General features: G+C 57.3%; 26 protein-coding genes. 20 read left to right on the top strand and 6 right to left on the bottom strand.

Translation table 11 applies throughout. The features are described 5' to 3' along the window. The first annotated feature begins 48 nt into the window (after positions 1–48). The 3 genes from frr to ACQQCD_RS11120 are packed head-to-tail and all read left to right on the top strand — an operon-like array spanning position 49 to position 2,151. Positions 49–606 carry a ribosome recycling factor gene (gene frr / locus ACQQCD_RS11130; RefSeq protein ID WP_430268452.1) on the top strand — a complete coding sequence of 186 codons (558 nt, stop codon included), beginning with the start codon at positions 49–51 and terminating at the stop codon, positions 604–606. Then, positions 606–1,514 (top strand): phosphatidate cytidylyltransferase, encoded by a 909-nt coding sequence (locus tag ACQQCD_RS11125; protein WP_430268451.1) that lies wholly within the window; start codon positions 606–608, stop codon positions 1,512–1,514. The genes frr and ACQQCD_RS11125 overlap by 1 nt, the downstream gene beginning before the upstream one ends. A 52-nt stretch (positions 1,515–1,566) precedes the next feature. Then, positions 1,567–2,151, top strand: a complete 585-nt coding sequence (locus ACQQCD_RS11120) for a DivIVA domain-containing protein (protein WP_430268450.1) — start codon at positions 1,567–1,569, stop codon at positions 2,149–2,151. Here the strand turns inward: ACQQCD_RS11120 and ACQQCD_RS11115 are convergent. Genes ACQQCD_RS11115 through ACQQCD_RS11100 form a run of 4 tightly spaced genes read right to left on the bottom strand, consistent with a single transcriptional unit; the run spans position 2,148 to position 5,985 of the window. Next, entirely contained in the window at positions 2,148–3,644 is a 1,497-nt protein-coding gene (locus tag ACQQCD_RS11115) for a cation acetate symporter (RefSeq protein ID WP_430268449.1), read from the bottom strand. The genes ACQQCD_RS11120 and ACQQCD_RS11115 overlap by 4 nt on opposite strands. 28 nt (positions 3,645–3,672) lie before the next feature. After that, positions 3,673–4,023, bottom strand: a complete 351-nt coding sequence (locus tag ACQQCD_RS11110; RefSeq protein ID WP_430268448.1) for a hypothetical protein — start codon at positions 4,021–4,023, stop codon at positions 3,673–3,675. Positions 4,024–4,033: 10 nt separating this feature from the next. Further along, positions 4,034–4,750, bottom strand: a complete 717-nt coding sequence (locus ACQQCD_RS11105) for a LytR/AlgR family response regulator transcription factor (protein ID WP_430268447.1) — start codon at positions 4,748–4,750, stop codon at positions 4,034–4,036. Between the two features lie 17 nt (positions 4,751–4,767). Next, positions 4,768–5,985: a sensor histidine kinase gene (locus tag ACQQCD_RS11100; RefSeq protein ID WP_430268446.1), complete on the bottom strand. Its 1,218-nt coding sequence runs from the start codon at positions 5,983–5,985 to the stop codon at positions 4,768–4,770. A gap of 224 nt (positions 5,986–6,209) precedes the next feature. Here ACQQCD_RS11100 and ACQQCD_RS11095 point away from each other — a divergent pair, with 224 nt between their 5' ends. Then, positions 6,210–6,602: a DUF485 domain-containing protein gene (locus tag ACQQCD_RS11095; protein ID WP_430268445.1), complete on the top strand. Its 393-nt coding sequence runs from the start codon at positions 6,210–6,212 to the stop codon at positions 6,600–6,602. Then, positions 6,602–8,206, top strand: a complete 1,605-nt coding sequence (locus ACQQCD_RS11090; RefSeq protein WP_430268444.1) for a solute symporter family protein — start codon at positions 6,602–6,604, stop codon at positions 8,204–8,206. Before ACQQCD_RS11095 ends, ACQQCD_RS11090 begins: the two co-directional genes overlap by 1 nt. Positions 8,207–8,281: 75 nt before the next feature. On the opposite strand, the gene ACQQCD_RS11085 is transcribed toward ACQQCD_RS11090, so the two are convergent. After that, the gene (locus tag ACQQCD_RS11085; protein WP_430268493.1) at positions 8,282–8,755 is read right to left on the bottom strand and encodes an Lrp/AsnC family transcriptional regulator; all 474 of its coding nucleotides are present in this window, start codon (positions 8,753–8,755) and stop codon (positions 8,282–8,284) included. A 206-nt stretch (positions 8,756–8,961) separates the two neighbouring features. Between ACQQCD_RS11085 and pdhA the strand changes: the two genes are divergently transcribed. The 3 genes from pdhA to ACQQCD_RS11070 are packed head-to-tail and all read left to right on the top strand — an operon-like array spanning position 8,962 to position 12,388. After that, on the top strand, positions 8,962–10,065 hold the full coding sequence (gene pdhA, locus ACQQCD_RS11080) for a pyruvate dehydrogenase (acetyl-transferring) E1 component subunit alpha (RefSeq protein ID WP_430268443.1): 1,104 nt from the start codon (positions 8,962–8,964) through the stop codon (positions 10,063–10,065). Further along, positions 10,065–11,072: an alpha-ketoacid dehydrogenase subunit beta gene (locus ACQQCD_RS11075; protein ID WP_430268442.1), complete on the top strand. Its 1,008-nt coding sequence runs from the start codon at positions 10,065–10,067 to the stop codon at positions 11,070–11,072. The genes pdhA and ACQQCD_RS11075 overlap by 1 nt, the downstream gene beginning before the upstream one ends. Further along, complete coding sequence (locus ACQQCD_RS11070; protein ID WP_430268441.1) at positions 11,069–12,388, top strand: dihydrolipoamide acetyltransferase family protein; 1,320 nt, start codon at positions 11,069–11,071, stop codon at positions 12,386–12,388. Before ACQQCD_RS11075 ends, ACQQCD_RS11070 begins: the two co-directional genes overlap by 4 nt. Here the strand turns inward: ACQQCD_RS11070 and ACQQCD_RS11065 are convergent. Beyond that, positions 12,385–13,041, bottom strand: coding sequence for an SACE_7040 family transcriptional regulator (locus tag ACQQCD_RS11065; protein ID WP_430268440.1), 657 nt, complete (start codon positions 13,039–13,041; stop codon positions 12,385–12,387). The two genes, ACQQCD_RS11070 and ACQQCD_RS11065, sit on opposite strands and share 4 nt — an antisense overlap. A 122-nt stretch (positions 13,042–13,163) precedes the next feature. Between ACQQCD_RS11065 and ACQQCD_RS11060 the strand changes: the two genes are divergently transcribed. The 12 genes from ACQQCD_RS11060 (at position 13,164) to ACQQCD_RS11005 (ending at position 25,169) form a co-directional block, all read left to right on the top strand. Further along, complete coding sequence (locus ACQQCD_RS11060) at positions 13,164–14,771, top strand: carboxyl transferase domain-containing protein (RefSeq protein ID WP_430268439.1); 1,608 nt, start codon at positions 13,164–13,166, stop codon at positions 14,769–14,771. A gap of 7 nt (positions 14,772–14,778) precedes the next feature. Then, positions 14,779–16,935 carry an acetyl/propionyl/methylcrotonyl-CoA carboxylase subunit alpha gene (locus ACQQCD_RS11055; protein WP_430268438.1) on the top strand — a complete coding sequence of 719 codons (2,157 nt, stop codon included), beginning with the start codon at positions 14,779–14,781 and terminating at the stop codon, positions 16,933–16,935. A gap of 3 nt (positions 16,936–16,938) precedes the next feature. Continuing rightward, on the top strand, positions 16,939–18,102 hold the full coding sequence (locus tag ACQQCD_RS11050; protein ID WP_430268437.1) for an acyl-CoA dehydrogenase family protein: 1,164 nt from the start codon (positions 16,939–16,941) through the stop codon (positions 18,100–18,102). 81 nt (positions 18,103–18,183) lie between these two features. Continuing rightward, entirely contained in the window at positions 18,184–18,960 is a 777-nt protein-coding gene (locus ACQQCD_RS11045; protein WP_430268492.1) for a CoA transferase subunit A, read from the top strand. 2 nt (positions 18,961–18,962) lie between these two features. Then, a complete protein-coding gene (locus tag ACQQCD_RS11040; protein WP_430268436.1) occupies positions 18,963–19,616 on the top strand; it encodes a CoA transferase subunit B in 654 nt (217 codons plus the stop codon). Next, positions 19,613–20,146 (top strand): MaoC family dehydratase, encoded by a 534-nt coding sequence (locus ACQQCD_RS11035; RefSeq protein WP_430268435.1) that lies wholly within the window; start codon positions 19,613–19,615, stop codon positions 20,144–20,146. The genes ACQQCD_RS11040 and ACQQCD_RS11035 overlap by 4 nt, the downstream gene beginning before the upstream one ends. Beyond that, positions 20,143–20,970, top strand: a complete 828-nt coding sequence (locus ACQQCD_RS11030) for an HpcH/HpaI aldolase/citrate lyase family protein (protein ID WP_430268434.1) — start codon at positions 20,143–20,145, stop codon at positions 20,968–20,970. Before ACQQCD_RS11035 ends, ACQQCD_RS11030 begins: the two co-directional genes overlap by 4 nt. A 59-nt stretch (positions 20,971–21,029) precedes the next feature. Then, the gene (dxr, locus tag ACQQCD_RS11025; RefSeq protein WP_430268433.1) at positions 21,030–22,244 is read left to right on the top strand and encodes a 1-deoxy-D-xylulose-5-phosphate reductoisomerase; all 1,215 of its coding nucleotides are present in this window, start codon (positions 21,030–21,032) and stop codon (positions 22,242–22,244) included. Beyond that, entirely contained in the window at positions 22,241–23,569 is a 1,329-nt protein-coding gene (locus ACQQCD_RS11020) for a M50 family metallopeptidase (protein ID WP_430268432.1), read from the top strand. The genes dxr and ACQQCD_RS11020 overlap by 4 nt, the downstream gene beginning before the upstream one ends. Before the next feature lie 116 nt (positions 23,570–23,685). After that, on the top strand, positions 23,686–24,330 hold the full coding sequence (locus ACQQCD_RS11015) for a MarR family transcriptional regulator (RefSeq protein ID WP_430268431.1): 645 nt from the start codon (positions 23,686–23,688) through the stop codon (positions 24,328–24,330). Further along, on the top strand, positions 24,327–24,767 hold the full coding sequence (locus ACQQCD_RS11010) for a hypothetical protein (protein WP_430268430.1): 441 nt from the start codon (positions 24,327–24,329) through the stop codon (positions 24,765–24,767). The genes ACQQCD_RS11015 and ACQQCD_RS11010 overlap by 4 nt, the downstream gene beginning before the upstream one ends. A gap of 108 nt (positions 24,768–24,875) precedes the next feature. Next, entirely contained in the window at positions 24,876–25,169 is a 294-nt protein-coding gene (locus tag ACQQCD_RS11005) for a YciI family protein (protein WP_430268429.1), read from the top strand. The last annotated feature ends 77 nt before the right edge of the window (positions 25,170–25,246 follow it).

Genomic DNA, 25,246 nt, shown 5'->3' with positions numbered 1-25,246 from the left:
AAGCCGCACTGCGAGAGTGCGGAAGCAACGTATTGCACAGGAGATGCCGTGATAGAAGAGACTTTGCTTGAAGCTGGCGAAAAGATGGATAAAGCCATCGAGGTCGCTAAAGACGATTTTGCTGCCGTCCGTACCGGACGCGCCAACCCGGCCCTCTACAACCGAGTTTTGGTTGACTACTACGGCTCGCCGACTCCGCTCCAGCAGCTCGCATCGTTTGCCGTGCCGGATGCGCGCACCATTTTGATCACCCCGTTCGACAAGACGGCGCTGCGGGACATCGAGCGTGCGCTGAGCGACTCCGAGGTTGGCGCCAACCCGTCTAACGACGGCAACGTCATCCGTGTCACGATTCCGGACCTCACCCAGGAACGCCGCAAGGAGTACGTCAAGATCGTCAAGGGTAAGGGCGAGGACGCAAAGGTCTCCGTTCGTTCCGTGCGCCGTAAGGCCAAGGAAACCTTGGACAAGCTCGTGAAAGACGGGGACGCTGGCGAAGACGAGGGCAACCGTGCTGAGAAGGAACTGGATGCCTTGACCAAGGCTCACGTTGATGCAATCGACGAGCTTATTAAGCGCAAGGAAGCCGAGCTACTCGAAGTCTAATGGTTCAGCCACAACCGGCTGCGGTCCGTTTGAAGAGACCCCGCAGGAATCCTACGCCGAAGGCCGGCCGGAACTTACCGGCCGCCATCGGTGTGGGGCTAGGGTTGCTTTTCGCCGTTATCGGCGGACTCTTAGTGCTACCTCTGGGCTTCGTTATTTTGGTGACGGCCTTTGCCCTCTTTGGTGTCTGGGAAGTAACGCGTGCCCTGACTGCGCACGGTACTGCTGTTCCTCTGGTGCCGGTGATAGTTGGCACCTCGGCCATGCCGCTTTCCGCCTATTTTGGTGGCCTCGAGGCCATGTTGTTCACCTTGTTGGCCTCGTGTGTGGCGGTACTCGTCTGGCGGACCCTTGATGAGCCCGCAGGTTCGGCACGCAGTATATTTGCGGGCGTATTCACCTTGGTGTGGGTTCCGTTCTTTATCAGCTTTGCCATACTGCCGCTGCACACCGGAATTGGAGCTGCGCCACTAGGCCTGTGGCCAGACTGGCATATTCCGCAAGGGGTCTTCCAACTGCTGACCATGCTCCTGCTGGTGGTTTCCAACGACACCTTTGGTTACTTGGTAGGCGCCTCCTTGGGCAAACACCCAATGGCTCCAAAAATTAGCCCCAAGAAGTCCTGGGAAGGTTTTGCGGGCTCGGCTGCAGGTGCCATGGTTGTGGCCATCTTGATGTGTGTGTTGTTTTTGCACCAGCCCTGGTGGATTGGTGTTGTCCTCGCAATCGGTATGGTGGCAGCGGCCACCGCCGGTGATCTAGCCGAGTCCATGGTTAAACGTGAACTGGGGATCAAGGACATGAGTAGTATTTTGCCCGGGCACGGCGGTGTGATGGACCGTTTGGACTCCATCCTCTTTGCCGCACCGGTCTCATTCATCCTGTTTAGGGTCCTTGCAGGAGCCTAAGAGTTAGCGACGGTCCGGGCAGGACCCCAAAGCACGGAGTGAAGGAAGCACAGTGACCGCGAAGCCCAAGGGAAAAATTCCCGCCACGTTTGAACTCGTGGACCGTAAGGACTACGGCTACAACACCAAACAGGTTGACGCCTTTATGGCCAATGCGCGGAACTTTTTTGAAGCACCTGAGCTGGCAACCAAACCTGTGAACAGTGGTGACGTTCGCGCTGTGGCGTTTGATCCAATTAAGGGTGGATACAACGCCGTCCAAGTTGATGACGCTCTGGACGTGTTGGAAGATGCTCTGGCCCGCAAAGAACGGGATGAATTGGTTGCTGCCGAGGGCGAAGAGGCTTGGCTGCAGCGCATCGGCAAAATGTCCGCCACGCTTCGTGGACGGCTTCACCGTCCGGCCAATGAGCGGTTCCGTTCACCTAGCAAAAACAACGTTCGTGGCTACCGCAAAGCCGACGTCGATGCCCTGTGCGAGGACCTTATTGGGTACCTAGAAAAAGACAAACCGTTGAGCGTCGATAACGTCCGGCGCGCAGTTTTCCGCTCGGCCCAAGGTACTGAGTCTTATGAAGAAGCCCAAGTGGATGCCTTTTTGGACCGCGCCGTTGAACTCATGGCGGCTATCGACTAGTCAGTGAGGGGGCGTTGACTCCCCAAGGCGCGATCGCTGACGTCTGCTCGCTCAGGGACATGCAGCCGTGCCATCATCCGAGCCGTTTCGGTGGGGACTCGTTGGGGACTCAACAGGGAAATCGTGATCATCACAGCGAAGGCCGCAGGCACAGTCCACGCCGCCGGCTGCGCTATCCAGCCTGGTGTGGCACCTGAACCCAGCAGTGTTGAAGCAACGATTGATCCACCGCACAACACGGCACCAGCAATCATGCCGACTACGGCGCCAATGTCGCTCAGGCGGCGCCACCAGATGCCGAGCAAGAGGACTGGGCAAATCGTGGATGCGGTAAATGCGAAAACTAGCCCAACGCTTCCGGCCAGTGCAGGGCTTTGTGTTGGTGCGGCTATCGCCAGCGGGACCAAAGCCGAGCACACGGCGGCAACCCGGAATCCCTTCACACTACCGCCGAGGACGTCTTGACTGATCACACCGGCCAAGGAGATCACCAGCCCCGAAGTGGTGGACAAGAAGGCCGCGAAGGCGCCAGCCACCACGAGAGCGCTAAGCATTTCCCCTAAAGGCCCCGGGATCAGCATGGAGGGCAAAGTCAGGGCGATGGCATCGGCCTGACCGGCCGCCGGGAGTGAACCGGGAACCAGCCGAGCGAGGTACCCAACGGTGGTGGGGAGCAAATAAAAGACTGACAACAATGCCAAAACGATCATGGTGGTTTTTCGTGCTGATTTACCGTCCGGGTTCGTGTAGAAGCGGACCAAAACGTGCGGCAGCCCCAGAGTTCCAAACAACAAGGCAATCAACAAAGACACTGTCTGGTACAGCCCCGTAGGGGCGGCTCCGGTGGGATTAACGACGTCGTTCATCTTCACTGCCGCAGCGCCGCCGCCCACAGCTAGAAGCATAAAAATTACTGGCACCGCCAGCGCCGTGAGTTTGAGCCAGTACTGGAAGGCTTGAACAAAGGTTATGGAACGCATCCCACCAGCGGTGACAGTGACAATCACAACGGCGACTACCGCAACCGCTCCAATCCACGACGGCAGCCCAGTGGTGATGCTAATTGTCAGTGCTGCTCCATGTAGCTGCGGGACAATGTAGAGCCAGCCCACCACCACCACAAGAGCACTCGTGACCCGGCGGACAGTGCGGGAGGCTAGCCGGGCTTCGGTGAAATCCGGAACCGTGTAGGCACCCGAGCGGCGCAAGGGGGCTGCAACAAAAAGCAAAAGCATCAAGTACCCGGCCGTGTAACCCACTGGGTACCAAAGGGCATCGGTTCCACTGAGTAGCACTAGCCCGGCAACACCCAAAAAGCTGGCCGCGGAAAGATATTCACCACCAATGGCTGACGCATTCCACCAAGGACGCACGGTCCGTGAGGCAACATAGAAGTCGCTGGTTGTCCGGGAAATACGCAAGCCGTAAAAGCCGATCAAGGCGGTGCTGAGGGACACTGCGATGAGCGCGCCGAAGCCAATAGCGGGGTTCACGGGAGCGTTCCTTGCGTCACTTGGATACTCATTTTCCGCCAACGAGTTCGCGGTAGCGTTCCTCGTTGCGTGTAGATGCGCGCACAAAAAGAAACGCACTAAGACCGATCACCGGGTAGGCGCCGGCGCCGAGCAGTATCCAAGGAAACGGGATGCCAAAAATCCGTAGTTCGCCGATGCCCGGAACCCACAACAAAATAGCGCCAAAGCACATCAAGATCAGGATAAATCCGGCTGCAACCACCAGAGCCAGACGCAGTTGAGACCTGATGAGCGAGGCAACATACAGTTCCGTGACGTCCCTGCCGAGCTGCTGGCTGGTGGCGTGGCCTTGAGTATGCGCCGCTAGGGGAGTGCCGGTGACCCGAACGCGGCTCACAGCTGATCCATCAGGCGGGCCTGGGACGGGTTTGATCTAAACGGCCGCGGAGACTCGGCGCTAAGCGGCGACTAATCGGCAACTCCGCGCCAGCAACTGTCACAGTGGGGTGTGGGTTGCCCCACGTGATGCGGGAGACGTGATCCAGCGCCACGAGGTAAGAGCGGTGGATCCGAACAAACCCGCCATCAGCCCATTGTTGTTCAAGCTCGCTGAGCGGGATCCTGATCAGATAACTTGAATCTGGAGTGTGCAGTCGCGCGTAGTCTCCCTGGGCTTGGACATAACTGACGTCCTCGCGCCGAATCATTTTGGAAACTCCGCCCTGGTCCACCGTGATGATCTCTGGTTTGGACGGCCCGTCCTTGAGAAGTTCGTGAATACGAGTCACCGAACGTGCCAAGCGCTCGCGACGGACGGGCTTAAGAAGGTAATCGATCGCGGCGAGCTCGAACGCTTCAAGCGCACAAACCTCATCGGCTGTAACAAATACTAAAGCCGGAGGGTTGAGACTAGTGGCTAAAACTTTGGCTACGTCCAGGCCGGTCACAGCAGGCATGTGGATGTCCAAAAACACCGCTTGGATGTCACCTTGCTTGAGCTGTTCAAGAGCTTCGGCTCCTGTAGATGCTCGTCGAATGGCTCCGATACGTTCGTCTTTGCCCAGCAGAAATGCCAGCTCCTCAACCGCGGGGAGCTCGTCATCAACGACTAGAACTGTGAGCATGGTTACTAGGCTAATGCCTAGGTCTCATGCAGGGGCTGTGACTTTGGCACCCGCATGGTAATTAGTGTGCCTTCGCCAGGGGCAGTATCAATCTCCAAACCGTGTGCGTCCCCATAGACCTGCCGCAAGCGGACATCAACGTTGCGCAGGCCCACGCTGTCTGAATCACTGAGCCCAGCCAGGACGCGCCGCAACTTCCCGGGGTCCATACCCACGCCGTCGTCCTCCACTGTTACCTCAGCAGAAGTGCCCAAGTCACGGGCAGAGATTCGAATAGTACCTACCCCGGCTTTTGACTCAAGCCCGTGCCGCACAGCGTTTTCCACCAGTGGTTGTAATGACAAAAACGGGACAATGGTGCTCAGAACCTCGGGCGCAATTTGCAAGGAGATTTGTAGACGTTCGCCAAACCTAGCCCGCTCCAAAAGCAGGTAGCTGTCAATGCTGCGCAATTCTTCGGCCAAGGTTGTGAACTCTCCGTGGCGGCGGAAGGAGTACCGAGTGAAGTCAGCAAATTCCACCACTAGGTCCCGCGCCCGTTCTGGGTCGGTGTTGATAAATGACGCGATGGCATTGAGCGAGTTGTAGATAAAGTGTGGGCTGATCTGGGCTCGCAGTGCTTTTACTTCAGCCTCCATCAGTAATGTCCGCGACTGATCCAGCTCAGCGAGCTCTACTTGGGTAGCCACCCAACCGGCTACCTCGGAAGTAGCGCGAACCAAACCGGCACTGGCTGCCGGTGCCATCGCCGCGACGGCACCAACCACCCTGCTGCCAGCGTAAATCGGTGCAACAATCACCGCTCTCAACACTGCCTCAGGCTTGTCAGGCTGTGAACTGTTCGATCCTGGCAGCGGCGCAAATCCACCCCGGTGAACGGCAGCGGTGCCGCTGGCCATCGAAGGGGAAGCTAGCCGCACCAGCTCTGGAGCATAGGCATGCCCCGGCCCGTCCCAAGCGATCACCCCTTGGGTGTCGAGGATCGCGAAGGCGTCGCAAGCGAGCAAGGTACTCAAATGGCGCGCCGCCTTGGCTGCACCTGCCGGTTGGAGCCCAGTACGCAAATGCTGCCCGGCCATGGAAGCGATATGGAGTGTGCGATACGTGGCTCGTTCAGCATCGGTCCCAAGTTCACGGAAGGATCGCAAAATCTGCACACCCACTGCCACCACGGCAGCTACGGCAAGCGTTACAAGAGCCACGGCAACGGCGGCGGGCAAAAGCGATTCGGGCATGGGCCAAGCATAGTCAGCACCAACAAGCTGACTGCGGGTAGTTCTTCAGTGGAAGAGCTGTGGGCCTGCCGTTTAGCGCACGGTGGTGACCGTTCGTCGCGCCATGACTTGTGACGGTGGCATTGCGGGGGAGGAGTCGTCAATAGTGAACTAAGTCACAATGCTCGACGTGGGTGGTGGCTGAGAATTGTTGGCTGTTGGAAACAGTCCTACTAGGAGGAACTATGGGCAACGACGCCCGTCAGAGCGAAGCGCAGGAGGGGCCGGACTTCGAAGCATTGCAGGCCTCACCACGCTTCCAAGAACTTCGCAAACGTCATCGGAGCTTTGTGTTCCCCATGGCTGTCTTTTTCTTGTTGTGGTATTTCGCATATGTGCTCTTGGCTGACTATGCAGTGGACTTTATGTCCACCAAAGTCTGGGGCAATATCAACATCGGCCTCATTTTGGGATTTTTGCAATTCCTCACCACGTTCGGTATTACCGCCTGGTACGTGAGCTATTCCAATAAGAAATTGGACCCGCTGGCAACGGAATTGCGCAACGAAATCGAGGACAGCAAGAAGTCCATCAATGCGCTGAACACGGCGCCTTCCGCGGAGGATGATGCCAAGTGATGCCCATGGTTAATGTCTCTGACCTTAAAGACACCACAGCCTTGAATATTGGAATTTTTGCCCTGTTTGTAGCGATCACCTTGGTGATTGTGCTGCGGGCGAGCAAAAACAACAAAACAGCCGCTGACTACTATGCCGCCGGTAGGTCATTCACCGGCTCGCAAAACGGTACAGCTATCGCCGGCGATTACCTTTCGGCTGCCTCATTTCTGGGTATCACTGGAGCCATTGCCATCAACGGCTATGACGGTTTCCTGTACTCGATAGGTTTCCTGGTTGCATGGCTTGTGGCGCTGCTTCTCGTGGCAGAACTTTTGCGCAATACCGGCAAATTCACCATGGCGGATGTTTTGTCTTTCAGACTTAAACAACGCCCAGTGCGGATTGCCGCGGCCATCTCAACGCTCGCTGTGTGCTTCTTCTATTTGCTGGCCCAAATGGCAGGCGCGGGAAGCTTGATCTCATTGCTGCTAGGCATCAGTGATTGGGGAGGCCAGGCGTTGGTCATCACGATCGTTGGCATTTTGATGATTGTGTACGTACTCATCGGTGGAATGAAGGGGACCACGTGGGTCCAGATCATCAAGGCTATTTTGCTGATTGCCGGCGCCGCTGTTATGACCGTCTGGGTGCTATCGATTTACGGCTTCAACCTTTCAAACCTCCTGGGTGCGGCGGTAGATACGGCCAAGAACCCAGCCGTCCTCAACCCGGGCCTTCAGTACGGTAAAACAGGAACCACCAAGCTGGACTTCATCTCGCTTGGGTTGGCCTTGGTTCTGGGAACCGCTGCCTTGCCGCACGTTTTGATGCGTTTCTACACGGTGCCAACTGCTAAAGAAGCACGCAAATCGGTGGTCTGGGCCATTTGGCTCATCGGCATCTTCTACATCTTCACCTTGGTGTTGGGTTATGGCGCCGGCGCCCTGGTGGGTGCAGACACCATCAAGGCTGCGCCGGGTGGAGTGAATTCGGCAGCGCCGTTGCTTGCCTTCTTCCTTGGTGGCCCCCTCTTGCTGGGCTTTATTTCCGCGGTAGCTTTCGCCACGATTCTTGCAGTGGTTGCGGGGTTGACCATTACGGCGGCGGCCTCCTTTGCCCATGACATCTACGCGAGCGTATTTGCTAAGGGAAAGGTCGACGCCGGCACGGAAGTTAAGGTGGCGCGCCGCACCGTAGTAGTAATTGGCCTTCTAGCCATCCTCGGTGGCATTTTTGCTAACGGACAAAATGTTGCGTTCCTTGTGGCGTTGGCTTTTGCCGTGGCAGCTTCGGCGAACTTGCCCACCATTGTGTATTCCTTGTTCTGGAAGAAGTTCACCACTCAAGGTGCGCTGTGGAGTATGTATGGGGGACTTGGATCGGCCATCATTCTGATCGCATTAAGCCCTGTGGTTTCTGGCAGTAAAACGTCGATGATCCCGGGAGCACACTTTGCGATTTTCCCTCTCAGTAACCCCGGCATCATTTCGATTCCCTTGGCCTTCTTTTTGGGCTGGTTGGGAACGATTTTGGACAAACGCCGCGAAGACGCCAAAAAGCAGGCCGAGATGGAGGTTCGTTCTCTCACTGGAGCAGGGGCAGAGAAAGCAACCGATCACTAGTTTCGGTGCTTAGGCTCCCGAGGCCCACCACTTGCTCCCAAACGTGGGAAGCAAGTGGTGGGCCTTTTGCTGTGTTCAGTTGCCAGTCTCTTCACGCTCCAGGAGTGGGAGCATCCTAAAGGGGATCAGTTCTCCCATGGCGATTGCGGTGTCAGTGCGCTCAACACCCTCGCAAGCGAGGACTTTACCGTTGATGCGGAAGAGATCTTCTGCATCCTTAGCAACTACGCGAAGGAATAGATCGGCAGATCCGCTCAGCGGGTAAGCCTCGAGGATTTCCGGGATGCTGCCTAAACTCTCGGCCAGTGAGGGCAGCTTTCGTTGCTGGACGTGAACTGACATAAAAGCTGAGAGTGTGTAACCCAAAGCAGCTGGATTGATCCGGCGCTCAAAGTTCAAAAACACCTTGTTTTTCTCGAGCTGGCTCATTCGAGCCTGGACGGTATTGCGGGAAATGCCGGTCACTTGGGCCAAAGCAACTACGGTTCGGCGTGGATCTTCGGCGAGGGCTGCGAGCAACTTTGCATCGGTCCCATCTAGAGAGTACATAATGCGCAGAATAGCACTGTTGCTTCCCTCGGGTCTGAGCATTTTGCTCAAGCTGTTCGCGGGTGGTTGTACTCATTGCAACTTGTGAGTAGGGTCACATTAACCGTGGGCAATGGCGCCCACGGGGTTAAGACTGAACGGCTCGCGGCAGGGGCAATCCTCTTGTCGGATACTGTTCCTTCACGCCGGGAAGGTCACTGGCAAAAGTGTTAAGCAACGACTCACAAACATTCGTTCAGCTCATTTCAGCCGAGGGCACACGCACCCCAAGCGCCGAGTGGGATCCGTGGCTGAGCGACGTTGATGAAGCTACGCTCGTAGGTCTCTACGAAGACATGGTGGTTATCCGTCGGATCGATAATGAAGCAACAGCGCTTCAACGCCAAGGCGAACTCGCGTTGTGGCCGCCGCTCTTAGGTCAAGAAGCATCTCAGATCGGCTCAGGCCGGGCACTTCGCCACGATGATTTTGTCTTTTCCAGCTACCGCGAGAACGGTGTGGCCTATTGCCGCGGTGTGGACTTCACGGACATCCTGCGAGTGTGGCGAGGCAACGCCTCGGCCGGTTGGGATCCCTTCACTATCAACATGGCCACCCCACAAATCATCATCGGCGCCCAGACACTCCATGGAGTTGGTTACGCCATGGGAGTCCAGTTCGACGGCGCCAGTACGGCAGTGGTGACCTACTTCGGCGACGGTGCCACGAGTGAAGGCGACGTCAATGAAGCCATGGTGTTCGCAGCGAGTTTTCAGGCTCCCGTGGTTTTCTTTTGCCAAAATAATCACTGGGCCATCTCAGAGCCGGTAACTCTCCAAAGCCACGTGCAAATCGCAGACCGTGCGGCAGGCTTTGGTATTCCGGCCATCCGGGTAGACGGCAACGATGTCCTCGCTGTTTTGGCGGCATCACGAAGCGCCTTGGAGCGAGCCAGGACCGGTGGCGGCCCCACTTTTATTGAAGCCGTCACCTACCGTATGGGACCACACACCACCGCTGATGACCCCACCAGGTACCGGGACGCTAACGAACTCGAAGACTGGCGTGCCAAGGATCCGATTCTGCGCCTTGAACGCCACCTCGATTCGCTCGGCGTCCTGAGTGATGACGTGAAAGCCCACGTGAAAAACAAGGAAGACTCTGTAGCTGCTGCCCTCCGGGCCGGCATCGTCTCCATGGAAGAGCCTCGAGCTGAGCAGATCTTCGAACACGTCTACGCCGAGCCTCACTCCTTCTTGGAGCGCCAACAGGACCATTACCAGCGGTACTTGCAGATGATGGGTTCCGACAACTCAGCAGGAGCCTTGTGATGACCTCGATGACGTTTTCCCGTGCCATAAACTCCGGCCTGCGCCGTGCCATGGATGCTGACCCCAAAGTAGTCCTGATGGGGGAGGATATTGGCGCTTTGGGTGGGGTGTTCCGCATTACGGATGGTTTGCAAAAGGACTTTGGTGCCCACCGAGTCATTGACACACCTTTGGCGGAATCTGCCATCATCGGCACCGCCGTAGGGTTGGCCTACCGCGGTTACCGGCCCGTGTGTGAGATTCAGTTTGATGGCTTTATCTACCCGGCCTTTGATCAAATTGTTAGCCAAGTAGCCAAGCTCCATTACAGGACTCAAGGTGCCGTCAAGATGCCCTTGACCATCCGGGTGCCTTTTGGTGGTGGGATTGGTTCACCTGAACACCACTCCGAATCGCCGGAAGCGTACTTCACCCACACTTCAGGTCTTCGCGTGATCTCAGTTTCCAATCCGCAGGATGCGTACACGATGATCCAACAGGCCATTGCCTGTGACGACCCGGTGCTTTATTTCGAACCAAAGCGCAGGTATCACGACAAGGGCGAAGTGGAGGAATCCACCACTGAAGCGGTGCTACCCATGGGGAGTGCCGCCGTCGTACATGCTGGTGCGGATGTCACGTTGGTGGCCTATGGACCACTGGTCAAGACCGCGCGGGACGCAGCGGTTGCCGCGTCTGACGAAGGTATTTCTGTAGAAGTGATTGATTTGCGCTCCCTAGCGCCAATCGACTTCGTCACCTTGGAAGCGTCGGTACGCAAGACCGGTCGCTTGGTGATCGCTCACGAAGCTGCGCAATCAGGTGGACTCGGCGCGGAGATCGCTGCCAGCATCACTGAACGTTGCTTCTACGTCCTTGAGGCGGCCCCAATACGCGTGACGGGCTTTGATATCCCGTACCCCTATTCGAAGTTGGAACTGCATCACTTGCCGGATTTAGACAGGATCCTAGACGGCGTGGACCGGGCCCTGGGCCGGCACAACTCTTTGAGCGGATTGGAAGCGTGAGCACAACAATGAGGCGCGAATTTAGGCTCCCAGATCTGGGCGAAGGCCTCACCGAGTCAGAGATACTCTCGTGGCACGTTGCCCCGGGGGACACTGTGGAGTTGAACCAAATCATCGCCGAGGTAGAAACAGCTAAGGCCGTGGTGGAATTACCGTCGCCTTTCGCCGGAGTGGTGCTTGAACTGCATGAACCAGCCGGAACAGTGGTTGAAGTTGGTAAACCGATCGTTTCCTTTGACGTTCCCGACGACGGCGCCGCCCCGGACCCCAGTAATGGAACCGGCGGCGCTGCAATCAGTGAAGGCGCTCTGGAAGGGGAGCCCAAGCGGGAACCAAACTTGGTGGGTTACGGTGCCGTGGTCGATCGCGGGGGCCGGCCGAGCCGCCGTGCCCGGGCAGGTGTTCCAGCAACAGTTACTACGGCAGTAACCACGCATGTAGCAGTAACGGCATCACCCGAACGGCCGCGCTCTACACCGCCGGTGCGAAAACTGGCCAAAGATCTGGGCTTGGACCTCACTCAGCTCACTGGCACTGGACCTAGTGGTTTGATCACCCGCACCGATGTCCAACAGTGCAGTGCCCGATCTGAGGGAAGCGCCGATTCTGCGGGGGAGCGGGAGACGCGCACGCCCATCAAAGGGGTCCGCAAGCACACGGCTGCAGCCATGGTTTCTAGCGCTTTTACTGCGCCGCACGCCACCGAGTTCCTGACCATTGATGTCACTGCCACGATGGAACTCTTGGCACGGCTCAAGGCCAGCAAACAATACGCGCAGGTTCGCATCACGCCGCTCACGATCGTTGCTAGGGCCCTGCTCGTGGCGCTCAAAGCAAACCCCAGCCTCAACTCTCAGTGGGACGAAGCGGCTCAAGAAATTGTGCAGTTCAACTACGTCAACCTAGGCATAGCCGCTGCTACACCCCGTGGACTGACAGTGCCGAACATTAAGGACGCCCAAGACCTGACGTTTTTGGCTCTGGCTGAAGAGCTTGGCGAACTAACCCAAACCGCGCGGGCGGGCAAAACTTCCCCGCTGAACTTGAGTGGCGGAACCATCTCCATTACCAATATTGGTGTGTTTGGGATTGACGCTGGCACGCCGATTCTGAATCCCGGTGAAGCGGCAATCCTTGCCATGGGTTCGGTGCGTAAGCTCCCGTGGGAGTACCAGGGCGAAGTAGCACTGCGCGAGGTGATGACACTGAGCCTGTCTTTTGATCACCGGCTTGTTGACGGGGAGCAAGGTTCGCGGTTCTTGGCTGACGTCGGCGCTTTGCTCAAGGATCCAGCGCTCGCACTAACGATGGGCTAGGCGCCGGCGGTCAGTGCGGCAAGGGCCAGCTCTTCCAAAATTCCAGCGGCTGTTTTGCGGGCGACGCTGGTTCCTTGCCCTCTGAGCGAATGCGGCGTGGAGTTGATGAGTCCAAAAGTGGCATGGGCGCGTAGGCGTAGCTCGGCCACCGAGTCACTCGAGTGGATCGCGCCTAATTGCTCCACCCACAGCTCTACATATTGCCGCTGCAGGGAACGGACTTCGGAGCGGCATTGTGGGCTGACGTTGTCCAGGTCCCGGTCTTGAACTCGGATCACGTCAACGTTGCTCAGTGCAAAATCCACGTGAAAGTGGACCAGCTCTGTCAAGGTCGCTCGGGGATCCACGGAGCGGGCTGCCACCAATGAACCGCCAGACAATAGGCCGCGGCTTACCGTCAACAACACCTCGTCCAGTACGGATTGTTTGCCGGGGAAGTGCCGGTAAACCGCTGGGCCGCTGATACCTACGGCGGCGCCCAAATCCTCGAGCGAAACCCTGCTGTACCCCTTGGACGCAAAGAGGTTTGCGGCGGCAGCAAGGAGGGCTCGGCGTCGCTCTTCTTTGGCCAAGCTCCGCTGGGTTTGCCGTGCGATTGCCGAGTCCTCACCGTCACTTGACGAGGTTAATTCTGGCTGGTTTTGAGTGTTCACGTGATCCTTTGTCAGTGTGGTGGACATCACGGTTATTAGAGACTAACGTAAAACTCAGTTATCCGGTACTAACCAAAATGACAGCGGATTGTGCCGCATCAAAGCACCTAGGAAGCAGGTCAATGGAGACCCTCGCCACCGCGCTGGATCGCGAATCCGCGCCGTTCCTCGTTAATGAGCAAGCCCAAAAAGCGCTCGTAACCGAACTCCGTCACAAGCTGGAAACCACCGCACTAGGGGGCCCAGAAGCATCACGTGAGCGGCACATTGCCCGCGGCAAACTTTTGCCTCGCGAGCGTATCAATCGCCTGCTCGACGATGGCAGCCCGTTCCTGGAGATCGCACCGTTGGCAGCAAACGGCATGTATAACGACGACAGCCCGGGCGCTGGTGTGATCGCCGGGATCGGTTTGGTTCATTCACGCCACGTGATGATCATTTCCAATGACGCCACAGTCAAGGGCGGAACCTACTATCCGCTAACCGTCAAAAAGCATCTGAGAGCCCAGGAAGTTGCTCTCGAGAACAAGCTTCCCTGCATTTATTTAGTAGATTCCGGCGGAGCGTTTCTTCCTAAACAGGACGAGGTTTTCCCGGACAAAGAACACTTTGGCCGCATCTTTTTCAACCAGGCCAAAATGTCTGCCGCCAAGATCCCACAAATAGCCTCGGTAATGGGCTCGTGCACGGCCGGTGGCGCCTACGTGCCAGCAATGAGCGATGAGACGGTGATTGTCCGCAACCAGGGCACCATTTTTTTGGGTGGCCCTCCGCTCGTTAAAGCAGCTATCGGCGAGATCGTTACGGCCGAGGAGCTTGGCGGCGGTGATGTGCACTCACGAATTTCCGGTGTCACTGACCATCTGGCAGAGAACGATGAACATGCACTCCAGATTGTCCGGGACATCGTGTCCACACTGCCGCAACAGCCTGCACCGGCGTGGGAAGTCACTGAGAGCACTGAACCAACGGTCGACCCGGAGGAGATTTACGGTGCCGTCCCGGTTGATGTGAACGCCCCCTATGACGTCCATGAGGTCATTGCGCGCTTGGTAGATGAAAGCCAGTTCCACGAATTCAAAAAGAACTACGGAACCACTTTGGTGACTGGCTTTGCCAAAATTCACGGTCACCCGGTAGGCATCGTGGCTAACAACGGTGTCCTGTTCAGCGAATCCTCACTCAAGGGCGCCCACTTTATTGAACTCTGCGATCAGCGAGGCATCCCCCTGCTGTTTCTGCAAAACCTAGCCGGTTTTATGGTCGGCAAAGACTACGAACACGGCGGCATTGCCAAAAACGGGGCCAAAATGGTCACCGCCGTGGCCACCGCTCGCGTACCCAAATTGACAGTTGTGATTGGCGGTTCCTTCGGGGCAGGAAACTATTCCATGTGCGGGCGCGCTTACTCGCCCCGATTCTTGTGGATGTGGCCCGCCGCTCGCATCTCGGTGATGGGCGGCAACCAAGCATCGGGAGTGTTGGCCACCGTCAAACGCGAGCAGATGGAATCCCGCGGCCAAGAATGGTCTAGCGAGGAAGAGGAAGCATTCCGGGCGCCCATCCGCGAACAGTATGAGGACCAAGGCAGCCCGTACTATTCAACCGCCCGCCTCTGGGACGACGGCGTCATTGACCCTGCGGAGACCCGCACCGTTGTGGGACTCGCCCTTGATGTTGTTTCCCGTACACCACTGCCGGAGACCTCCTTCGGCCTCTTCCGGATGTGAGCCGTTGATGCAGGAATCACCTTTGAAATCCCAAAACACTGCGGCTCTGTTCAACACTGTGTTGGTGGCGAACCGTGGCGAAATCGCCTGTCGGGTTATTCGTACCCTGCGCACTATGGGTATCACCTCAGTTGCTGTCTACAGCGACGCCGACGCCGGTGCACGCCACGTGCGCGAAGCTGATACGGCCGTACGGATTGGCCCCGCAGCGGCCTCCGCAAGTTACCTCAACACCGATGCGATCATCGCTGCGTGCCGCAGTACGGGAGCGCAAGCCGTTCATCCTGGCTACGGTTTCTTGAGTGAAAACGTTGAGTTTGCCAGTGCTCTGGAGGCTGCGGGCATTATGTTCATTGGCCCCGGTGTGGAGTCGCTCAACGTTATGGGTGACAAGATCCGCTCTAAAAACCATGTCAGTGGATACGGTGTGCCAGTGGTTCCCGGCATCGCCGCACCGGGACTCAGCGATGCGCAGTTGATCGAAGCGGCTTCTAGCGTCGGATTCCCGTTGTTGATCAAACCTTCCGCCGGAGGTGGTGGAAAGGGAATGCACGCGGTGCAACGTGCAGAGGACCTTGCAAGCACCCTCCTGACGGCGCGACGTGTAGCTGCTTCAGCATTTGGTGACGACACTTTGTTTTTAGAGCGCCTTGTCCTGACCCCGCGGCACATCGAAGTGCAAATTTTGGCGGATAACTACGGCAACGTGATTCATCTCGGGGAGCGTGAGTGTTCCCTACAACGTCGCCACCAAAAGGTGATTGAAGAAGCGCCTTCGCCCATGCTTGAAAGCCTTCCTCGCGGTGAAGAGATCCGCGCCAAGTTGGGTGAGGCGGCCTGTAACGCAGCTCGGAGCGTGAACTATTCGGGGGCTGGAACCGTGGAGTTCTTGGTATCAGATGCTGCCCCGGACGAGTTCTTTTTTATGGAAATGAACACACGCCTGCAAGTAGAGCACCCTGTAACAGAGATGATCACCGGGCTGGATCTGGTTCAGTGGCAAGTGAAAATTGCTGCCGGCGAGCACTTGACCATCAAACAAGAGGACATTCAGCTCAACGGACACTCGGTGGAAGCTCGTGTTTACGCTGAAGTGCCTGAACGGAACTTTATGCCCTCAACGGGCACGGTTCAGCTCCTGAACGAGGACGCCAGCGCACCACCAGGAACACTGCTTCGTATGGACTCGGCCCTACTCAACGGTTTGGAAATCTCCGCCGACTATGACCCCATGGTGGCAAAAGTCATCAGCTGGGCACCAGACCGGCAAGCCTCACTTGATGCCTTGGACGCAGGGCTCTCTCACTACCTAGCCTTGGGCATAGATACAAATGTTGAGTACTTGCGATTACTGATCAACGATCCCGATGTGCGGGCTGGCAAGCTCGACACCGGGCTGATCGAGCGCAAGATGCCAGACTTCGCTTTCCGTCATGTGGGGGAGGCGGAGGTAATAGTCGCCGCACTGATGAGCTGGGTTCACAGCACTAGGAAAAACCAGGGTTCTACAGGCCGGATGTCGACGGGTAGCCCGTCAGTGACCACTGGCACCCCATGGAACCGGCTGGACGGTTGGCGCATGGGGGCCCGCGCACCATGGAGGCTGCACGTATTGCTCCCAGACGGGCAGCTGGCTGAAGTTTCAGTGACCTCAAAGGATTCACAAACCCTCAGCGTGAGCGTGGATGACGAGCCGGCTCAAGAGTGCAGCATCCCTGAAATCGTTGGTCAGCGCGTCCGTTTGACTATCAGTTCGGCTACTCACGAGTGGGCATTTGCTACGGACGCGGCCACATATTCACAGCAGAACCAGCGAATCTACCTCGGCTCCGAAGGCTGGCAAGGCCACCTCGATATCCTCGGCCGTGAGGCCTACCTGCATCAACGATTGGCAAGCATCGAACGTGAATCGGGCACTGCAGATCCAGAAGTCCACTCACCGATGCCGGGCACTGTGGTTAGCGTCGCCGTCGTCAGCGGGCAGGAAGTGCAAGCCGGGCAGCCGCTGGTCAGCGTAGAAGCAATGAAGATGGAGCACCAACTTCTTGCCGCCGTGGACGGGATAGTCCATCTGTCCGTCAAGACCGGAGAAATCGTTAAGGCTGATCAAGTATTGGCAACCATTCATCCCATCACCGACAACGACGTCACCACCAAGGAGTAAAACGTGAATAGCTTTGGACTCAGCGAGGACTATCAAGACCTCAGCGACTCCGTACGGGATTTCGCCAACGAAGTAGTTGCCCCTGTTTCACAAAAACACGATGAAGAACACAGCTTCCCCTATGAAGTGGTTGCAGGCATGGCAGAAATGGGCCTGTTTGGGTTGCCGTTCCCCGAAGAGCATGGCGGAATGGGCGGGGACTACTTCGCACTAGCCCTAGCGCTGGAACAACTAGGCCGAGTGGACCAATCGGTGGCCATCACCCTTGAAGCTGGTGTCTCCTTGGGAGCCATGCCCATCTACCGCTTTGGCAATGACGCCCAAAAGAAAGAGTGGTTGCCGCTCTTGGCCTCGGGCAAAGCGCTCGCAGGCTTTGGCCTGACCGAACCTGAAGCGGGCTCGGATGCTGGAGGAACCAAAACCACGGCTAAACGCGAAAACGGCCAGTGGGTGGTTAACGGCAATAAAGAGTTCATCACTAACTCCGGTACCGACATCACCAAACTAGTTACAGTCACCGCAGTCACCGGGCAAAGCGAACGGCCCGATGGCAGCATCAAAAAAGAAATTTCCACCATTCTGGTACCCACCAACACTCCCGGCTTTAAGGCGGAAAAGGCCTACAACAAGGTGGGCTGGAATGCCTCGGACACCCACCCGCTGACCTTGGCTGACGTTCGTGTTCCCGAGGAAAACTTGCTCGGAGTTGAAGGGCGAGGCTACGCCAACTTCCTATCCATTTTGGATGAGGGTCGCATCGCGATCGCTGCGCTCGCCGTAGGCGCTGCTCAAGGCTGCGTAGACCAGTCAGTGAAGTACGCGCTGGAACGCCAAGCCTTTGGTAACAACATTGGTAAGTACCAAGGCATCCAGTTCAAGATTGCCCGGATGGAAGCACGCGCCCACACAGCGCGTTTGGCCTACTATGACGCCGCCGCCCGGATGCTGGCTGGCAAACCCTTTAAGACTCAGGCAGCCATCGCCAAAATGGTGGCGGGTGAAGCCGCAATGGACAACGCCCGTGATGCCACACAAGTCTTCGGCGGGTATGGTTTCATCAACGAATTCACTGTGGCCCGCCACTACCGCGACTCCAAAATTCTTGAAGTCGGCGAGGGAACCACAGAAGTGCAGTTGATGCTCATTGCCCGGGATCTAGGCCTCTAAGGTTTTAGGTTTTGTTTCCGTCTGCGCGCAAGCGGAATTGGCGGTGGAATATGCTGCTCGCCGGCACTGAAAGGATCAATGATGATTAACAAGGTTGTAGCGAACGCCGCTACGGCGGTGGCGGATGTCCATGAAGGCGCCTCACTCGCCGTCGGCGGTTTTGGTTTGTGTGGAATCCCCGTGGCCCTGATCGCTGCCCTGCATGATCAGGGAACCGGCTCGCTTGAAACGGTCAGCAATAATTGCGGCGTCGACGACTGGGGGCTGGGCATTCTGCTGCGCGACGGCCGGATCCGTAGAACTATCAGCTCCTATGTGGGCGAAAACAAGGAATTTGCGCGCCAATACCTGGCCGGTGAGCTTGAGGTAGTGCTCACACCGCAGGGAACTTTGGCGGAGAAGCTTCGTGCCGGCGGTGCCGGGATCCCAGCGTTCTACACAACCGCTGGTGTGGGCACCCAAGTGTCCGACGGCGGACTGCCACAGAAGTACGATGCGGACGGAGACGTTGTGATCGCCTCCGCGCCGAAAGAAGTGCGAAACTTCGGCGGTGCAGATTACGTACTGGAAGAGTCTTTGACTCCAGACTTCGCGCTGGTCCACGCCTGGAAGGGCGACCGGCACGGAAACTTGGTGTTCCACGCGACGGCCATGAACTTTAATCCTCTGTGCGCCATGGCTGGAAAGATCACCATCGCTGAAGTTGAAGAACTTGTGGAACCGGGCGAGCTGGACCCCGAACACGTTCACATTCCGGGCATTTTTGTTCAACGGGTAGTCCACGTTCCTGCGGGATCGGAAAACAGTGAAAAGCGCATTGAAAAGCGCACCGTTTCGGCAGCAAAGGAAGGTAACTAGGCATGGCCTTGGACAGAAACCAGCTTGCGGCGCGAGTGGCCAAAGAATTGCACAACGGCCAATACGTCAACCTTGGTATTGGTATGCCCACTCTGATCCCAAACTACATTCCTGAAGGGGTGGAAGTAGTTCTTCACTCGGAAAACGGAATCCTGGGCACCGGCCCTTACCCCACCGATGACGCTGTGGATCCTGACCTAATCAACGCCGGCAAAGAAACCGTCACTGTCAACAAGGGTGCTGCGTTCTTTGACTCTTCGCTCTCCTTTGGAATGGTGCGCGGCGGTCACGTGGACGTTGCAGTGCTCGGGGCAATGGAGGTTGCTGAGAATGGCGATCTTGCCAACTGGATGATCCCCGGCAAGATGGTCAAGGGTATGGGGGGTGCCATGGATCTAGTTTTTGGAGCTAAGCGGCTTATCGTCATGATGGAGCACGTGGATAAGGCGGGGAACCCTAAGATCCTCAAACGCTGCACTCTGCCGCTGACCGGCAAGGGGTGTGTGGACAGAATTATCACGGACCTTGCGGTTATTGATGTCACTGAGGACGGGTTGGTCTTGCGCGAGACGGCTCCGGGAGTTTCCGCCGAGGAAGTGATCGCCGCTACCGGCGCTGAACTGCGTGTGGAAATGCATGACTTGGACAACGTATGAGTGAACAGGAACACGATCAAGCCCCCAGCATGGACATGATCGAACAGCGTGGACTCTACTTCGAGGAGCTCCAAGAGGGCGTGATCTACGCGCACCGCCCTGGCAGGACTATTACCGAGACGGACAACGTTCTGTTCACCACCATGACCATGAACACGCAAGCTCTCCACTTGGATGCTGCATGGAGCGCTGGGCAACCTTTCGGACAGCGCTTGGTGAATTCGATGTTTACCCTCGCAACACTCGTGGGACAGTCCGTTCCCCAACTGACGCAAGGGACCATCATCGCCCAGCTGGGGCTCACCGACGTGAAGTTCCCACATCCGCTTTTCCACGGCGACACCTTGTACACCCAGACGGTGATCACTTCTAAGCGGCTTTCCTCGTCTAGACCGGGCCAAGGCGTTGTGACGATGGAACACACCGGTACCAATCAAGACGGGAAAGTTGTGGCCAAAGCTACCCGTTCGTGCCTGATGTGGACCCAAGAAGCCCACGCGGCTCAGCAAAAAGGAAGCCTTACATCGTGACGTTCACTATGGGACCAAGTCTCTTGTTCTGCCCCGCAGACCGGGCTGACCGCTACAACAAAGCAGCCGAACGGGCAGACGCTGTCATCTTGGACCTTGAAGATGCAGTGGCAGCAGGGGATAAAGAGGCTGCGCGTGCCGAGCTGCTTGCTCATGTTCGCAGTGGAGCCCCCTTAGAAGCCGAGCGAACCATAGTGCGCGTCAACCCTTGTGGCACTGAGGAATTCGCCAAAGACCTTAGCGTCCTCGCGGGCACTCCTTACCGGACCATCATGGTGGCCAAGGCAGAAGACCCAGCTCAGATCGCTGAGCTGAAGGATTTTAGAGTGATTGCGTTGTGCGAGACGGCCTCCGGAATCATCAATGCTCCGGCTATCGCGGCACTTCCCCACGTGGTTGCTTTAATGTGGGGAGCCGAAGACCTTGTGGCGTCACTCGGCGGGACCTCAAGCCGAAAAGCGGACGGCAGCTACCGCCATGTGGCACAGCATGCGCGCTCACAGGTACTTTTGGCCGCTGGCGCCTACGGCAAATCAGCTATTGATGCTGTGTATGTGAACATCGCTGATCTGGCCGGATTGGCCGCTGAATCCGAGGATGCAGTTGCCTCAGGGTTCTTCGCCAAGGCGTGTATCCACCCAAGTCAAGCTGGCACCATCCGCAACGCCTATGCACCATCGGCGGACTCTATTGCTGAGGCTAGAGCACTTCTAGCCGCAGCCGCAGAAGCAGGGAGCGGTGTGTTCCAGTACCAAGGCAAAATGATTGACGAGCCCATCCTCAAACACGCTCAGGCCACGCTCTTGCGCGCAGGGGAACTGTAGCAGCCGAGATTGCGGGCATACGGTCCGGTGTTTGACGTGCATTGCGAGATACTGGATTAATGATGCGGCGCAAGATTGTGATTCTCGGTTCCACCGGTTCCATTGGTACTCAAGCAATAGACGTGGTGGATGGTGCACCACACTTGTTTGAAGTTGTGGCGCTCAGTGCTGGGCAGGGAAACCTGGAGCTTCTGGCCTCTCAGGCAGTGCATACACGCGCCCAAGCGGTAGGTACATCCGCCCAGGACGCGAGTGAACTCGCTGCGCTGATTAGCGCAACGGCTGCCAAAGCAGGGATCACCGGATATAAGCCACAGTTGTTCGCCGGGGCTGACGCTTCCACGCAGATCGCACAGATCCCGTCAGATGTAGTGCTTAACGGCATCACAGGATCCATCGGTTTGGCTCCCACTCTGGCGGCGCTCCGCTCAGGGGCCACCTTGGCGCTGGCCAATAAAGAATCACTGATTGTAGGTGGCTCACTAGTCAAGGACGCGGCGGCTCCAGGTCAATTGGTGCCAGTTGATTCGGAGCACTCGGCCATTGCACAGTGTCTGCGGTCCGGGCAGTTCGCTGAAGTGGACAAACTTATTTTGACAGCATCCGGTGGGCCCTTCAGAGGGTTCAGCCGTGAACAGTTGCACAACGTTAGCCCTACCCAAGCTCTTGCGCACCCCACGTGGGACATGGGCCCCATGGTCACCACTAACTCCGCAAGCCTGGTCAACAAAGGACTGGAAGTGATTGAAGCGCACTTGCTCTTCGACATTCCGCTGGACCGCATTGATGTGGTGGTCCACCCACAATCTGTGGTGCATTCCATGGTTCAGTTTGTAGACGGTTCCACCATTGCTCAAGCATCACCGCCGGACATGCGGCTCCCCATTGCTTTGGGCCTGGGCTGGCCAGATCGTGTGCCAAAAGCCGCTTCCGCCTGTGATTGGAGCCAAGCAGTCAGTTGGCACTTCGAACCACTCGATGTTGTTGCATTTCGCGCCGTTGACCTTGCTAAGGACGCAGCAAAGCAGGGGAGCACCTTCCCTGCTGTGTACAACGCTGCCAACGAGGAAGCCGTCTACGCGTTCCACGCCGGCAAGATTCGTTTTACTGACATTGTGGACACCATTGAAGCCGTGTTGAGCGAACACTCAGGCTCCTCCCAGCTCAGTGTCGAGTCGGTGCTGGAAGCTGAAGGTTGGGCCCGCGCCCGGGCCAATCAGATTTTGGACAGCTCCTCTGATCCAAGTGACTCCCACAATGCAGGTGCTAAGTGACAGCCGTAGTTCTTTTTATCGTTGGTGTACTCATCGTCGCCATAGGCATAGCCCTATCTATCGCCTTGCATGAAGTGGGGCACTTGTTGCCCGCCAAACTCTTTAACGTCCGGGTCACCAAATACATGATCGGCTTTGGGCCAACTCTCTGGTCTAAGCGCAAGGGCGAGACTGAATACGGATTCAAGGCGGTCCCGCTCGGTGGCTTTGTATCCATGGTGGGTATGTACCCGCCCAACGTGAGCGATGGAAGCGTGCGGCCTTCAAGTACCGGTATGTTCCAGACGCTAGCGTCAGAGGCGCGCTCGGTAGCGCATGAGGAAGTGCGCCCAGAGGACCACAACCGCGTCTTTTACAAACTTCCGGTATGGAAAAAAATCATCATCATGCTCGGCGGGCCAGCCATGAACCTGCTGATCGGATTGGTGCTCACGGCAGTGCTATTGATGGGATTTGGCACGGCACAGGCGACCACCACCATCTCTGACGTGTCCAAATGCCAGGTGAAATCTGGTGAGACCGTAGACCCCAATTCGTCGGCCTGTGTTCCTACACCTGCCGCCGCGGCCGGACTTCTCCCCGGAGACACCATCAAAACCTTTGACGGCAAAACTGTCACTGGCTGGGATGAACTGACGTCATGGATTCGAGCCTCTGCCGGGCGCAGTGTGCAGATCTCGGTCCTGCGAAATGGTCAGGAAGTCAACACCACGGTCACCCCAGTTCTCTCGGCGCGCCCCGTTGTAGGCTCCGATGGCCAAGCACAAAAGAACGCTGACGGCACCACCAAAACTGCCGAAGTTGGCTTCCTCGGTATTGGCCCCACACAAGCGATGGTGCCCCAAGGGCCCGAAGCAGTACTACCAGCGGCGGGCCAACAGATTAGCCAAGTCGCCGGCGTCGTATTTAATCTCCCAGCCCGAGTAGTAGGCGTGGCAAAGGCCGCGTTCAGCTCGGAACCGCGCGACCCTAACGGCCCTATCAGTGTGGTGGGGGTGGGCCGAGTTGCCGGTGAGATCTCTGCGATGGAAACCATCCCCGTGTCTACGCGTCTGGCAGCGTTGATCGGTATCCTCGCGGGGCTGAACTTTGCGCTCGCTGTCTTCAACCTCGTGCCGCTTTTGCCGCTCGACGGCGGTCACGTTGCGGGAGCGCTTTATGAAGGTGCTCGCCGGCAGATCGCGCGGTGGTTCGGCAAACGGGATCCGGGGCCATTCGATATTGCCAAGTTGTTGCCACTGACCTATGTGGTGGCTATTGCCTTGATGGCAATGAGTGCCCTGCTGATCTATGCCGACATCGTTAAGCCGGTAAACATCTTTTAGACGGCTCGGAAGCGACAGCTGACCGCGACGGCAATAATCAGTCAAATATGGATGATTTCTAGATAATCATCCTAAAAAGATGGATTATTTAGAAATCAGTCTTCTATGATTGATCCATGTTCGTGATGACGGTGGACCAGCGGGGGAGCGGAAAGGACATCGACCGTGTGCCTGAAGTCCTAGTGCAGCTCAAAAACGTTCCGGCGCTCTTGCCCTTTGAACGCACCGCTGGCGACGAGATCCAAGCGGTGTTCCAAAACGCAAGTGCCGTCGTCGAGGTTTCCCTTGAACTATTGCGTACTGGTCACTGGTACGTAGGCATCGGGATTGGTGCGGTTAAAGAGCCTCTGCCTGAGTCCTCCAGAGCCGGTCAGGGGAGTGCCTTTTTAGCTGCCCGGCACGCAGTAGATCGAGCCAAAGCAGCGGCAAAAAATATTCCCCTCGCGGTAGTCTCCAATGCTGCGCCCCAGCAAGCTGCCCATGCCGAAGCAGTCCTGCGTTTGCTGGGCCAGCTCATCGAGCGCCGCACGGCTTCGCAGTGGAACGTTGTTGACGCCCTCGCTGAGGTACGTCGTGGCACACTGGGACACCACGGGGAACAAAAAGCTGTAGCGGAGGCCTTAGAGATGAGCGAACAAGCGGTGAGTACGGCACTGCGCCGTGCAGCGCTTACGGAAGAACTAGCTGCTCGCCCAGCAGCAGCGGCGCTTCTAACAACGGCTGATCAATTCGCAGCGAGCCGGGAGGGGCAGCTTAAATGACCGCATTATGGGTTGCCGTGGCTCTGATCGTGGCGGGGTTTGTGGGGTGGCCGGTGACGGCCCTGATCTTCAAGCTCGCCCGCACCATTGACACGCATACTGCCGCGCAGGAACTAGCGGCAGAGGAGGTCCAACCAGGAGTGCAAAACGACGACGGCGCTACGGTCGCCGCAGAATCGGCACCAGCTGTGGACTCCGAGCAGATTCTGCGTGGCGGGGCGATTATCGGCGTCTTGGAGCGGTTGGCAGTTAGCCTCGCAATCCTTGGTGGTCAGCCTGTGGCCATCGCTTACATTGTGGCGATCAAAGGCCTAGGTCGGTTCGCTGAACTCAAAGAAACCCCCGCCGCATCCGAGCGATTTATCATCGGAACACTGTCTTCCATGCTGTGGGCTGCTGGGACAACGGCACTGATCAAGGTTCTCTTCCTGAGCTAGTTGGGATAGGTGATACTGGTTAGCTTGCACGCCCCATGGCGCAATTGGTGGTGCAGCCCACGCCGAAGTTTTGAAGGTAGTGGCCCATGGTGGATATAGGCTAAGTGCATGACTGTTTTCGCCGTGGACTACCAGTACGATTCCGCCACCGCAGCACTGCGGGATGAACACCGGCCCGCACATCGCAACTGGCTCAGTGCCCAAGCGGACCAAGGTTTGTTGTTGGCTTCCGGGCCGTACACAGACGGTACTGGTGCGCTTTTGCTGTTCTCCGTGGAGGATCAACCGCAATTAGAAGAGCTGGTTCGTCAAGATCCCTTTCAGCAAGCTGGAGCTGTAGCCCGCACCTCATCGCGCGAGTGGAACCCGATTATTGGGCAGCTCGCCGCGAGCGCATCCTAAGGAACTCCACAGCAATAACTACTGGCCGCGCCAAGCTTAACAACGGCCGGTTCCCACGTTTTCTTCAACCCAAGGAG

This window comes from Pseudarthrobacter sp. J1763, assembly GCF_050490295.1.
Taxonomy (GTDB): domain Bacteria; phylum Actinomycetota; class Actinomycetes; order Actinomycetales; family Micrococcaceae; genus JBNPEO01.
This window is presented reverse-complemented; position numbering and strand designations above follow the sequence as displayed.